The 12,589-nt window shown below is 46.8% G+C and carries 12 protein-coding genes; 8 read left to right on the plus strand and 4 right to left on the minus strand.

Going from position 1 to position 12,589, the window contains the following annotated elements; all coding sequences use genetic code 11:
• Positions 1 to 201: 201 nt before the first annotated feature.
• Positions 202 to 1,422: a serine/threonine transporter SstT gene (gene sstT, locus AC6R03_RS06530; protein WP_500626198.1), complete on the plus strand. Its 1,221-nt coding sequence runs from the start codon at positions 202 to 204 to the stop codon at positions 1,420 to 1,422.
• 84 nt (positions 1,423 to 1,506) lie between these two features.
• On the opposite strand, the gene AC6R03_RS06535 is transcribed toward sstT, so the two are convergent.
• Positions 1,507 to 2,730: a tetratricopeptide repeat protein gene (locus AC6R03_RS06535; RefSeq protein ID WP_500630229.1), complete on the minus strand. Its 1,224-nt coding sequence runs from the start codon at positions 2,728 to 2,730 to the stop codon at positions 1,507 to 1,509.
• Between the two features lie 536 nt (positions 2,731 to 3,266).
• Here AC6R03_RS06535 and AC6R03_RS06540 point away from each other — a divergent pair.
• From AC6R03_RS06540 to AC6R03_RS06555, 4 genes are all read left to right on the plus strand, one after another.
• Positions 3,267 to 5,012, plus strand: a complete 1,746-nt coding sequence (locus tag AC6R03_RS06540; protein WP_500630230.1) for an ABC transporter substrate-binding protein — start codon at positions 3,267 to 3,269, stop codon at positions 5,010 to 5,012.
• 202 nt (positions 5,013 to 5,214) lie between these two features.
• Entirely contained in the window at positions 5,215 to 6,204 is a 990-nt protein-coding gene (locus AC6R03_RS06545; protein ID WP_500630231.1) for an ABC transporter substrate-binding protein, read from the plus strand.
• Between the two features lie 80 nt (positions 6,205 to 6,284).
• The gene (locus tag AC6R03_RS06550; RefSeq protein WP_500630232.1) at positions 6,285 to 7,184 is read left to right on the plus strand and encodes an ABC transporter permease; all 900 of its coding nucleotides are present in this window, start codon (positions 6,285 to 6,287) and stop codon (positions 7,182 to 7,184) included.
• Positions 7,177 to 8,409 carry a quaternary amine ABC transporter ATP-binding protein gene (locus AC6R03_RS06555; protein ID WP_500630233.1) on the plus strand — a complete coding sequence of 411 codons (1,233 nt, stop codon included), beginning with the start codon at positions 7,177 to 7,179 and terminating at the stop codon, positions 8,407 to 8,409. Before AC6R03_RS06550 ends, AC6R03_RS06555 begins: the two co-directional genes overlap by 8 nt.
• 132 nt (positions 8,410 to 8,541) lie before the next feature.
• Here the strand turns inward: AC6R03_RS06555 and AC6R03_RS06560 are convergent, their stop codons facing one another.
• From AC6R03_RS06560 to AC6R03_RS06570, 3 genes are read right to left on the minus strand one after another with little or no spacing between them, the layout of a single operon-like run.
• The gene (locus tag AC6R03_RS06560) at positions 8,542 to 9,378 is read right to left on the minus strand and encodes a CsgG/HfaB family protein (protein WP_334552853.1); all 837 of its coding nucleotides are present in this window, start codon (positions 9,376 to 9,378) and stop codon (positions 8,542 to 8,544) included.
• Between the two features lie 14 nt (positions 9,379 to 9,392).
• Positions 9,393 to 9,797: a curli assembly protein CsgF gene (locus AC6R03_RS06565; RefSeq protein WP_500630265.1), complete on the minus strand. Its 405-nt coding sequence runs from the start codon at positions 9,795 to 9,797 to the stop codon at positions 9,393 to 9,395.
• 23 nt (positions 9,798 to 9,820) lie between these two features.
• Positions 9,821 to 10,285, minus strand: coding sequence for a curli production assembly/transport protein CsgE (locus AC6R03_RS06570; RefSeq protein WP_500630234.1), 465 nt, complete (start codon positions 10,283 to 10,285; stop codon positions 9,821 to 9,823).
• Positions 10,286 to 10,694: 409 nt separating this feature from the next.
• On the opposite strand from AC6R03_RS06570, the gene AC6R03_RS06575 reads away from it, so the two are divergent.
• The 3 genes from AC6R03_RS06575 to AC6R03_RS06585 are packed head-to-tail and all read left to right on the plus strand — an operon-like array spanning position 10,695 to position 12,484.
• The gene (locus AC6R03_RS06575; RefSeq protein WP_500630235.1) at positions 10,695 to 11,312 is read left to right on the plus strand and encodes a curlin subunit CsgB; all 618 of its coding nucleotides are present in this window, start codon (positions 10,695 to 10,697) and stop codon (positions 11,310 to 11,312) included.
• Between the two features lie 54 nt (positions 11,313 to 11,366).
• A complete protein-coding gene (locus AC6R03_RS06580) occupies positions 11,367 to 12,125 on the plus strand; it encodes a hypothetical protein (protein ID WP_500630236.1) in 759 nt (252 codons plus the stop codon).
• Between the two features lie 8 nt (positions 12,126 to 12,133).
• Positions 12,134 to 12,484: a hypothetical protein gene (locus AC6R03_RS06585; RefSeq protein ID WP_500630237.1), complete on the plus strand. Its 351-nt coding sequence runs from the start codon at positions 12,134 to 12,136 to the stop codon at positions 12,482 to 12,484.
• Positions 12,485 to 12,589: the final 105 nt, after the last annotated feature.

Here is a 12,589-nt window from a genome sequence, read left to right on the forward strand (position 1 = left end):
CCCTTTTTCTTATCATTCTTTTATTGTAAATAACACCCATCTTGGTAACATATAATTTACAACTTTGATAAAAATTCAATTGTTTCATCTATGTTTCAATTAATTCTAGACACATTATTTCAACACGCTAGTATATCGGCTTCAGCTAGGAATAGCTGGAATAACTATAACCTCAGATAATTATTCATTGCAGGGATACATATGCAACACAACTCTATTTTTGCCCGCTTTGCGCGCGGAAATCTGGTGCTACAGATCCTAGCCGGTATCATCCTTGGTGTTGGACTGGCTACCGTGTCTCCGGAGTCTGCTCAAAGTGTCGGGTTACTTGGAAGCCTATTTGTCGGCGCACTAAAAGCCGTCGCGCCTATCTTGGTTTTCATTTTGGTGGCTGCGTCTATCGCCAACCAAAAGAAAAACCAACACACTTACATGCGTCCTATCGTGGTTTTGTACCTATTTGGTACATTAACCGCCGCCCTAACGGCCGTCGTACTGAGCTTTTTGTTCCCTACCACCTTGACACTGGTATCGGGTGCAGAAGGCGCTACACCACCGCAAGGCATTGGTGAAGTATTAAATACGCTGCTGTTTAAGTTGGTCGACAACCCAGTCAATGCGCTAATGAGTGCAAACTACATCGGTATCCTAGCTTGGGCTGTCGGTCTTGGTTTGGCTCTGCATCATGCTTCAGGTACGACGAAAGCCGTGTTTGAAGATCTTAGCCACGGCGTATCGCAAATCGTTCGTTTCATTATCCGTCTTGCTCCTTTTGGTATTTTCGGTCTCGTTTCTTCAACACTGGCAACCACAGGTTTTGAAGCGCTGGCTGGTTATGCACACCTTCTGGCGGTATTACTTGGTTCGATGGCAATCATCGCATTGGTGGTCAACCCACTGATTGTTTTAGTAAAGACTGGTCAAAACCCATACCCGCTGGTATTCCAATGTCTGCGTGAAAGTGGCGTTACCGCCTTCTTTACCCGTTCAAGTGCAGCCAATATCCCGGTCAACATGGCGTTGTGTGAAAAGCTGGATTTAGATGAAGACACCTACTCCGTGTCCATCCCACTCGGGGCCACCATCAACATGGCAGGTGCAGCTATTACCATCACAACCCTGACGTTGGCGGCGGTTCATACCCTGGGCATTGAAGTTGATCTAATGACAGCCTTGCTTCTAAGCATTGTGGCATCCATTTCTGCCTGCGGCGCGTCGGGCGTGGCCGGTGGTTCATTGCTGCTGATTCCTTTAGCGTGTGGCCTCTTTGGTATTCCAAACGAAGTGGCGATGCAGGTCGTCGCGGTCGGCTTTATCATTGGTGTTGTGCAAGATTCCGCAGAAACCGCGCTAAACAGTTCAACCGACGTTGTGTTTACTGCAGCCGTTTGCAAATCGAAACACAATCAAGAGAACGCATAATCACACATGTATAAACGACAAAGGCTCCCAGTCCAACTGGGAGCCTTTTTTATTGTTGCACATTCAATCATTCGTCGGATCGGTTCAATGACCGGATGATTTAGATGTCGGTGCAAAATGTGACTGGCTAAAGTCTAGAGAATCGCTCGGTGTACTCTCCTCACCTTGACCTTGCGTTTCACCTTGCCGAGAAGGATCTGGCTGGCGCGTCTCTGTTTGCGACTCTGGTAACGCAGAATCGCCTCCGCTTGGCAGCGCTTCTTTGCTCAGTAGCTCTTCTTTATTCAAGACCGATAGATCCTGCTCTAATAACGGGATTTTGCGTTTATAGAGCTTGTTCAACGCACGAATAATCGAATGCTTGCTGACTTTCTTTTCTCGGATCTTCTTTAACATTGGCTTAGATAAGGCTTGCAAGCCCACGACAGTATCCACACCAATATTCAGTGCCACTTGATCGCGTAGCAATCTGGCTTGTTCGTAGCCGAGTTGCGCCGCTAGAAACAGCCAAATATAAGCGATAGAGTTGCCATTGGGGCGGTAATCCATCCAAGCTTCACCGGCACGGTACATCGCTTCAAGGTAACCCTTTTCCGCCGCTCTTTCGAGCCAGTAACACCCTTTTTCGTGGCTGACAGGAACACCACGTCCGTAGATATAATTCAGACCTAACTTCATTCGACCTTCATTGCTTTTCAGCGCCGCAGCGCGACGAAAATAGTCCGTCGATTTTGTTGGATTAGTCTGTGGGTTATCCGGTGCAATATACCAGTCGCCAAGGAAGTTGATCGCATCAACAAAGTTTTGCTTGGCGGCGCTTTCTATCGTCTCTAGCGCTTTCACAATGTCTTTCTCGACACCACGTCCGTGGAACAGCGCCACTCCCATCTCAAAGCGATGAGGAAGACTCCCCTCATGGGCGGCAATGCACGTTTGCCAGTACTTGGCTTGCTCCTTCAAGATCACATCTTGTTTCATGCGATTGCTGATACGCACCACGCCATACATCCCGGTCACATTGTCCTGTTTGGCCGCTTTGGTATACCAATACAAGGCTTCTTGAATGTTATGGCGCTCCGCTTCTTTCGCTAAATACAGAATCGTCGGGACATGGCCAGACTCTGCTTTATACAAGCGTTCCTCTTTTTCCTGCTTACGATTCTTCTCGATGGCTTTTCGTAGCGCCATATCGCGCGCTTTACGCTCATTCTCTAAACGCTTTTTACGCAGTGAGAGTGCCAGCATCCAAAGAAACAGGCACAGTAACAATAATCCGGTCGCGCCAATCGCGATACCCACTATATTCATGATGGTCTTAGCTTCAGCTCTGTTACGGCTTATATCGGCGATAAGCCCACTTTCTTAAGGCTTCCATCATACCATTCATTCCCAACACAGCGATGATTATTGGCGACGATAGCGAGACCCTTTGGGTAAAAACATAAAATTCTCTCACAATACACAGCAAATTTGGTATTGAAAAATGCGGCGCTGAAGAATCTTCTGTGGGGGTAGGAGCATTAATCAGCAGCGCCGCGTATCGAGGGCTCGGGTTAATTCTCGATGAGAAAAAGAAGCGCCATGATCGCGGTGCGCTCGAGCGAAGAGTGGGTGATCATTAAACGCTGATAATAATATTCGATGATGGGGTGAGTCATTGGGTTCATTCATGCCTCCTTAGTACAGCGTCAGTGTGCGACTTAATAAGGAAAGAAAAAAGAGTCTAAATTTTTCTTGGTCTTTCCCATATAATCGAGATATCGGCTTTATACCGGCCAATAAGCGTGAATTTCGCCAAAACACGGAAGTCACATTTACTTTCTGTTCTCATTATTGGAGGCCTAGTGTCTGACATCAATTTACTGCGTTATTATTCTCGCCTTGAGCCGCTAGGAACAAGCGCAATGATTAAGATTGCGCTACCAACGGTGGCAGAACATTTGTGTACGACACCCCGGCACGCTCGCAATTTAATTGGTCAGATGCAAACACTGAACTGGTTGAGTTGGGCACCAAAGGCGGGGCGTAATCAACGCTCCTCGTTGACACTTCACTGCGCCCTATCTGATTTGAAATCGCAACTTGCCGCTGCCCGCATCAGTCAAGGCCAATACGAGAAAGCACTCCAGATCCTCGATGACGACCAAATAGAGTTTGGCCGCCTCCTACAACACACCTCCGGTGCGACGCTACGTGAAGGAAGGCTGCATATACAGTTGACTTACAAACGTGCTTTTGAGCGGTTAGTGCCCCATCAACTGCAGCGCTCAAGTGAGCGCTATCTGATTCGCCAGATCTACTGTTGCCTGGTTGGCTGTACCAATGACGGAGTGCTTACTCCTCAACTGGCTCATCATTGGCACTATGATGAAGACGCACTAACATGGACGTTTTATTTGCGCCCTAGGCTAACGTTTCACAACGGTGCGCCAATCGACGCAAACAGTGTTGTGGCACTGTTTAAGCAATTGCGTGAGCTTGGCCATTACCGCAGTGAATTATCCCATTTAAAATCCGTGCACACGCCCGGGCACAATAAAGTGATGTTCGAACTCTCCCTTCCCGACCAAGGATTTGGTGGCTTACTCTCTGGCGTGAAGTATTCCATTCAACCGCCGAGCCAAGTCCACGACACCAAACAATCACAAGTTGTCGGGTCCGGCCCCTTTGAAGTGAGTGAACATTCCAGTGCCAAACTGAACCTTCAAGCGTTCGAGCGCTTCTATGCCTGCCGCGCGCTTACCGACCAAGTGACCATTTGGCAAATTGAAGAGCCCACTGCCCACAAAAAACAAATCGAGACCAACCAACCGGGTGCGCAAGATCCCTGTCATCACTATCTCTCACATGCGGTGAGTCATGAACCGCACACCGACATCAAGCGTTCTCGGGTTGAAGATGGCTGTATGTTTGTCCTATTTAATCAAACGGCCTGCAATACGCTCAATGATGCTCAACGCCGTTTTCTTTCGACCTTTATCACCCCTGAGCAAGTGCTCAAGCAGTTACAAGAGAACGGACGTGCGTTCGGTTGTGAGGTCGCGCAAAACTTACTGCCGATGTGGCATAAAGTGATTCGACCCACGATGCCTCGTGTACCGCTGCCCAATCACATCAGCATTGCCGTTTACGACTACACCGCGCTGCAAAGCTGCGCACTCGCTATTCAGTCGTTACTCGAAACCCTTGGCGTTGAAGTCACTGTTCACTCCTATTCTTATCGTGAGCTGACTGCGCTCGCTGAAAGTGGTCAGTTACAAGCGTCTCTGATCGTCACCAATATCAACCTCGATGACAATCGCCACGCCTCAGCGTTCAACAGCCTCTACCACAACCCGATTGTCCAAGCTTGCATTGGCGAAGACTCCAAACGCTGGCTGCTGAGCACGCTAGATGATCTACGCAGCACGACACCACTGGCGAACTACTTAGAGGCGCTAGAGCCCATCGCCTCTGCGCTCATCAATCAGTTTTGGCTGTCGCCACTGTTCCATCATCGGCAAACACTCAGATTTGAGGGGGTGCTCAAAGACGTCGAGCTCACCAACTGGGGCTGGCCAGACATTAAAAACGTTTGGTCCACGGACTAATTCATTTGAACTCAAACCAAAACAAGACATTCATCACACTAACTTTATGCAAATTTATTGGGCAACATGCATACAAATGCGATTTCTCTCACGTTAACGAGCGAAAAATTACTAACGACAAGCACACTGCGTGCCACTTTTATTTGAACTCTAACCATTAATTCACTATTCTATTGATGGATTCATTTAGAAGGGAATTATAATGAAACTCAAATCCGCGACTCTAATTGCGCTTTCCGCCGCCACATTTCACACACAGGCAAGTGAATGTGGCTCTGTTACCATCGCTGATATGAACTGGAACTCAGCCAGTTTGATGGCCAACATCGACAAATTTATTTTAGAACATGGTTACGGCTGCGATGCCGAACTTATCCCAGGGGACACCATGCCTACTGGCACCTCAATGATTGAAAAAGGTCAACCTGATGTGGCTCCAGAGCTTTGGAGTAACGCACTAAAAGATGCGCTAGACAAAGGGGTTGAGGAAAAACGTCTGCGCTACGCAGGTAAATCCCTCGTTGATGGCGGTGAAGAAGGTTTTTGGGTACCTGCGTACTTGGTGGAACAGCATCCAGAACTTGCAACAATCGAAGGGGTGAAAAAACACGCGAAGCTGTTTGAGCACCCTGAAGATGACGAATTAGGCGCTTTTTACAGCTGTCCTGCGGGCTGGAACTGTCAAATCAGCGCTGGGAACCTATTCCGCGCACTGAAATTAGAAGAAGCGGGATTTGCCATCATTGATCCAGGCTCAAGTGCCGGTCTATCTGGCTCTATCGCCAAAGCCTATGAGCGTGAACAAGGTTGGTTCGGTTACTACTGGGCCCCGACGGCCGTTTTGGGTAAATACAACATGGTCAAAGTCGATTTTGGTAGTGGTGTTGACTTAGATGAGTTCGTCAACTGTACTTCGCAACCGGAATGTGCGGAGCCTAAAGCGACGATGTACCCACCTTCACCCGTCCACACCATCACGACAGAAGAGTTCGCTACTCGCTCACCAGAAGCGTATGACTACTTCACAAAGCGTGGCTTTACTAACGCTGACATGAACCAGTTGCTCGCTTGGATGGAAGACAACCAAGCAGACAGTGAGGAAGCTATGTTCCACTTCTTAGAGTCCTACCCACAGATCTGGCAAGCTTGGGTACCTGCAGACGTTGCGGACAAAGTGACCAAAGCACTCTAACCCCCCTCCTCCCTTAACTCTGTTATAAGTTGTACTCCTTCACGCGCGACGCGTGAAGGAGAATAAAAGGAATAAACACGATGTCTAGTGATAGTTGGTTTAGCAGCTTTCCAGAAATGGAACGCTCAGATTTGCGAGCGATTCGCAAAACACTCGATGGTGCCTACCGCGAGTTTTCTCGCGAATACGGTGAAATGATCGAGTCTTTCTTTGACCCACTGCTCTCATTTTTAATTTGGTTTGAAAAACTGCTCCTCTCCACGCCTTGGGTTATTGTTCTTGCGGTCTGTACCGCGCTTGTTTATCTGGCCAGTCGCTCTTGGAAATTGGGTGTCGGGTGTTTTATCTCACTGATTTTCATTGGCTATTTTGGTATGTGGGAAGATACTATGCGAACGCTGAGTATCATCACTGTCTGCACCATGCTATCTATTGTGCTTGGTATCCCTATTGGTATTGCGATGGCGCGTTCAAATCGAGTCCAATCGATCGTCACGCCGATGTTGGACATCATGCAAACCATGCCCGCGTTTGTGTATCTCATTCCGGTCGTGATGCTACTCGGCATCGGTAAAATACCGGGGCTCATTGCCGTGGTGATTTATGCGATCCCTCCGGTTATTCGCCTAACCAACCTCGGTATCCGCTTGGTCGACAAAGAGGTGCTCGAAGCCGCCACGGCCTTCGGCGCCAGCGCCAAACAACGGCTGTTTGGCGTGCAACTCCCACTGGCGATGCCCACCATCATGGCAGGCATCAACCAAACCATCATGATGGCGCTATCGATGGTGGTCATTGCCTCTATGATTGGGGTAAAAGGCCTAGGGCAACCCGTTCTTAAATCCATCACCAACCAATACTTTACGTTAGGCCTACTTAACGGATTTGCCATCGTCGTGCTGGCTATTTTGTTTGACCGAGCCTCACAAGCGTACGCTAAGCGCACCCAAGCTCATCTAGGAGATCTGAAACATGACTAAACCACTTATTGAAATCAGTGGCTTGTACAAGGTCTTCGGCGCCAAGCCACACTCTGTCATGGAGCGAGTCAAGCAGGGTCAAAGCAAAGACGACGTACTCGCTGAAACTGGCCACACTGTCGGGCTTAAAGAGATCAATCTCCAAATTAATAAAGGGGAGATTTTTGTGATCATGGGCCTGTCAGGCTCTGGAAAATCCACCTTGATTCGACACTTTAATCGACTCATCGACCCTACCGAAGGCCAGATTTTGGTCGAAGGGACCGATGTGATGAAGCTCAGTCAAAGCGAGCTTGAAGAGTTCCGCCGTCACAAAATGTCGATGGTATTTCAGCGCTTTGGCCTGCTCCCTCACCGTACGGTTGTCGACAATGTCGCGTACGGGTTAGAAATTCAGGGCATCGCAAAACCAGAGCGCTTAAAAAAAGCCAATGAGTGGCTCGATACCGTTGGGCTGTCAGGCTATCAAAACCAATACCCTTCTCAGCTATCTGGAGGACAACAGCAACGTGTCGGTTTAGCACGTGCCCTATGTACCGATGCCGAAATCCTGCTTATGGATGAAGCCTTCTCGGCGCTCGACCCTCTCATCCGCAGTGAAATGCAAGATCAGCTTATCGAGCTGCAAGAAAAGCTGCACAAAACCATCGTGTTTATTACTCACGATCTGGATGAAGCTCTGAGATTGGGCGACAGAATTGCCATCCTCAAAGATGGCGAGTTAGTTCAGCAAGGCACACCGGACGATATCCTCTTGAACCCTGCTGATGATTACGTTGAGGCGTTTGTCAAAGACGTCAATCGTGCTCGCGCGCTCACGGTGGAAACCGTGATGAACCCACCCGCGTATCGCATTACCGCCACCACAATTCAAGACGCCATCAAACAGATGAAAGGCTTCAAACAAGATTACGCCTATCATGTCACTGAAGAGGGGTATCAGGGCGTGTTGACCAAAGAGGGTCTGATGGATGCCGCCAAAGAACATGGCGAAGACGCAATCAATCAGGAAATCTATGAGGAAGTGCCGACGGTCTCTGCCGATTCTGCCATCGAAGAGGTGCTGGTCGACACCATGTCGTACGACTACTCTCTACCCGTCGTTGATGACGAAGGGAATCTGCAAGGCGAGTTAGAGCGCAGCGCAGTAGCGGAGATATTTGCCGACACGGGCGAGGACGCCTCTCAGGATGACAAGGATAAACCCGCCAACACTCCCTCCTAGGTGATAGTAAACACCACTCGCCCTCAATCACGATTCAGCACTTAAGTGATACGAGCAGACAGAAAAACGCCTATACGATCTGTATAGGCGTGACTTTTCTGAATAGACAGGCTTTTGGCCTTAGGTTTACTTTTATAAAATCTGATGTGTCTGTTTGGCGTATTTTTGTAGCAACGCGTTGTTTCTGTCTTCTGGGTTAGCCGGTTGCCAAAGTCCTTGACTGATACCTCGAACAATGACGTGAATGACCGCCGCATCTATCGCAGACATCACAGCGACGTTCACTGGCTCGTTGTTCGTGTACCCCGCTTCGACTTCAAGTAAATCTTGGTAGTCAATAAAACGAAACGCCCCTGCCGTCAGTTCATGGGAAAATATCGTCTTGCTCGTAGTGACACTAAGCAGAATCTGCCCCGTACGAACATTCACCGCACGCAAGTTGACTGTGACTTGGTCTGTTCGGTATGTCCCCGATGAGCCGATGCCAAGATAGCGTGCCCCGGCACCACCCGTTTTAATGTTTGAATCATAGGCGACGATACCGCCCTCAATCACGACATTAGCAGAGCTCAGTGCACTCAAATCATCACCGTGGTTTTCTGCACCTGAGCCCTTATTTTGTGCCGCTCGAATGATCTTTCGCTCGGTCAACAAGTTTTGTAGGCCTTCTCGCTCAAGCGGTACAAACCATTTGGAGTCAAGCAAAGACGCAGTCAACAGCGCCGTACCACCTTGGGGGACCGCCGTCGAGAAGTTACTGTTAGGTTGAGGCTTATATTGACCGGTTTGATCGCGGAAGTCGTAGACAGAAACCAAAATCTTACCTCGAGGTTCAGGTAAGTTGACCAAGTCTTGGTAAGTTGCTCCGCGTGGCATCAAAGTCGGTGCTTCGTCGGTATCAGGCATATCCATAGAAATGGCACAACCGGATAATAAACCACAGAGTAAAGTGAGAGTAATCAGGCGCATGGGCAGTCTCCGTTCTAATTATTATCCGGGTTTAAGCCCGCAACTTTTATCTCGGTTGATTCACCGGAGATTTTATCCACAATTTGCACCGTCAATGTGCCACCGTTGTCGACAATATTGAGATAAAAGTCGTCCGTCTCTAACTGACCCGTATTCCCATTCCCTACGTCTGATAACAGTTGGCTAATCAAGCGTGATTCTAAGCTATTCGCTAGTCGATCGAGCGCCGATTCCTCTTCAAAATCTAGCCCGTTGTCTGGACCTTCATAACCATTGATCGCATTCGCTACACCAAACAAATGTGAACTGTTGAGAGGGTTACCACCAAAGCTAGGATTCACTGGCGTATACACCAGCTCCGTTGCGTAAAGACTGCCAGTAAAGAGGCAGGCTAACGTTACACACTGCCGAATCATCATCTTTATTTTCATCATTCTTCCCTTCAGAACTCATCACGTTCGAGATCAAAAGTATCTTGATACTCACGCTGAGCTTTCCATCTCAATAAATAGTTAGTGACTGCACTAAGTGCATCTTTGGCTTTGTCCTGTGCTGTTTTTCTTCCTGGGGACAACGCCGTACGATAAATAACTTTGTCGCGATGAAGAACGCTGATAATACTGCCAGACAACGCAGTAGGGCGCTCCTTGACCACTAAGTTTTCTTGTAATGAACCATGGCGATCATTCATGTACTGAGTGAAGAAAAAATAAAAATCATCTCCTAGCCGCGTCATTGTTCTATCCACGATCAGCCCTTCAACCTCAGCATAAAATTCGTTGCTTTCTATATGTTGACTGCCACTCGAATTCTTCACATCTTCTATCTCTTCTGCAAAGCCCAAGTGGTTAACTAAGCAAAGAAAAAAACCAATACACATAGACGTAAAGGTGTTTATTCGATTCATTCTAATTGTCCACTTTTGCATGAGAAGTATGATCATGTTTAAAACTTATATGATCTTTAAAAAAGATAAAAGGATACTATTCAAACAATCCTACCCATCTCAATATTGAGACTAAACCAGCCATCTATGTAGAAGACAATCGCTAACCCTCTAACTCATAGCCCATTGCACATCAATTAAATTTATTAAATATCAATGACTTAAATATAAAATAAACGAAATAACCAGTTATGAAACAAGTTTAGTTAAACTTTAGATTGCCCATTACAAGAAACCGTCTCATTAAAAAGAAAATTGATCTGATTAATTTTCAATTTTAAGTTCATTGTATTTAGTGGTAGTGCGAGCATAATTAATCGTGAGTTATGGAGACAGCAACTCGCTGAACACCTAAATAACGGAGGTTAGGGTGCAAAATCTCAACTATATCAAGAAAGGTTTTGTCGTCTTATCTTTATTATCCATGGCTCATGCATATGGTGGTACACGACATGATTTCGACGAAATGTCGAAGGTCTTTGGAGAGTTTAATAATTCAGATAGCTTTATTGAATTTGATGAATTAAACACCTCTCCAGGTAATTATGCAGAGGTCATTCTGAATAACAGTGCTGATTCAAATGTTTTTATTAACCAACATCACATTGGGAACGGAAAAAATAAGGCCAAGGTAATACAAGATAAAACTGATTCGAGTACAGCCATTGTATCTCAGACAGGCTCAGATAACACCGGGATGGTGGAGCAATCTGGACGACACAATGTGGCCGTGCTAGTACAAAATGGTCAAGACCACACTGGCTATATCAAACAAGATGGGGATTTCAATCTGGCGTATCTAGAACAATGCAGCGGTCGAAAATGCTTGTCTAGTTATGGCAGTGATATCAGCATTTCACAAGTCAATGATAACAACATGGCTATTGTGATTGATAAAAGTAATGCCAGTTATGGAATTAACCAGGATGGAGATGACTTTATCTTCATAAAGAACTCTATGCATCGCAGTATTTACGTTGAGCAATGATGCGCAATGTAAAGGATAACACTACTATAAATGGACAAAAGTAAGGATCTATTCATGAAAAAGTTAGCAATTACAATCACAGCTATTTTGGCATCATCTGCAGTTTATGCAGGTAACGAAGCTGATGTTTCCATGCAAACCAGTTATGTCGAAAACGTGAACATTACTCAAAACACCGCTCATGCGAATGCCTACCTCGGTAATTATGCGGAAGTCGATCTTCAAAACACCGAGTACACAACTGTCGATATTACACAAACTGGAAATAGCAATGCCGCCGACGTTGATGTAACGGGCGTATACTGGGGTGGTCGAGCCTACGAGAATGATATTGATATTCAACAAACTGGCGATGATAACAGTTCAACCGTAAATATCACGGGCGTAGCAGGAGACAATACTGTTGATGTAGAGATCAATGGTGACGGAAATACAACCGTAGCTCAGGTGTTACGCGGTGCTGATCGAAATACTATCGAAAATTACATTTCAGACAGCGATGGCAATACCGTCAAAAATTTAGTTCGTCGCGGCGACGACAACGATGTTTTGGTTGAGATAACGAATGCAAGCCATGATAACGAAGTGTTCACAGAGCAACGCGGTGATGACAACGAAGCTTATGTTTACCTAGATACAAGTAGTGAAGACAACTTGGTTGACATCGATCAAATGGGTAGTGATTCTACTGCCACTGTAGACATGTTCCATGCTTCGTGGAACGATGTGATCATTGATCAAACTAGTAACGATATGGCAACGGTTACCGCTGGCTTTACCTACGCATCGAACGTTACTATCATTCAAAACTAATGTTTCAAATGAATATATATAGCAATAAAGCGATACCTCCGGGTATCGCTTTCCTATTCTCCTTCCAAACACTGGCCTTTCCCGCCCTTCACACGCTCCCTCCGTATGTGACACTTCACTGTGAGCACAATCCTACCTCTATCTATCTCACCATCACTGCTCTGCCCACAATCCCCTCTGGCAGCAGGATTAAACTGCAAGGTACAAACACGATTCAAAGCTCTTTAAACCCAGGTTCGCGCGTCACGGTTTCCCTCGATACGCTTCCTGTCACACTGTTACTGAGCGCCCCTCAAGGGGCAACGCTTCACTTGTCCTTACATCAAGACTGCACATTGTCAGAAAACCAATCACGTTAGTTAAAAAATCTCACTCTTCACTCATAACATGAGTAAAAGACTGTCATGAGTAAAAGACGGGCACAAAAAAGCCCCTCTAAAAGAGGGGCAAAGTACCATCGCATA

It is taken from the genome of Vibrio sp. R10-SG-ISO4, assembly GCF_059834135.1.

Excerpts from the sequence above, each read along its gene's own strand:
- sstT (WP_500626198.1), top strand. The coding sequence starts at position 202 with ATGCAACACAACTCTATTTTTGCCCGCTTTGCGCGCGGAAATCTGGTG.
- AC6R03_RS06535 (WP_500630229.1), bottom strand. The coding sequence starts at position 2,730 with ATGAATATAGTGGGTATCGCGATTGGCGCGACCGGATTATTGTTACTG.
- AC6R03_RS06545 (WP_500630231.1), top strand. The coding sequence starts at position 5,215 with ATGAAACTCAAATCCGCGACTCTAATTGCGCTTTCCGCCGCCACATTT.
- AC6R03_RS06550 (WP_500630232.1), top strand. The coding sequence starts at position 6,285 with ATGTCTAGTGATAGTTGGTTTAGCAGCTTTCCAGAAATGGAACGCTCA.
- AC6R03_RS06555 (WP_500630233.1), top strand. The coding sequence starts at position 7,177 with ATGACTAAACCACTTATTGAAATCAGTGGCTTGTACAAGGTCTTCGGC.
- AC6R03_RS06560 (WP_334552853.1), bottom strand. The coding sequence starts at position 9,378 with ATGCGCCTGATTACTCTCACTTTACTCTGTGGTTTATTATCCGGTTGT.
- AC6R03_RS06565 (WP_500630265.1), bottom strand. The coding sequence starts at position 9,797 with ATGATGATTCGGCAGTGTGTAACGTTAGCCTGCCTCTTTACTGGCAGT.
- AC6R03_RS06570 (WP_500630234.1), bottom strand. The coding sequence starts at position 10,285 with ATGAATCGAATAAACACCTTTACGTCTATGTGTATTGGTTTTTTTCTT.
- AC6R03_RS06580 (WP_500630236.1), top strand. The coding sequence starts at position 11,367 with ATGAAAAAGTTAGCAATTACAATCACAGCTATTTTGGCATCATCTGCA.
- AC6R03_RS06585 (WP_500630237.1), top strand. The coding sequence starts at position 12,134 with ATGAATATATATAGCAATAAAGCGATACCTCCGGGTATCGCTTTCCTA.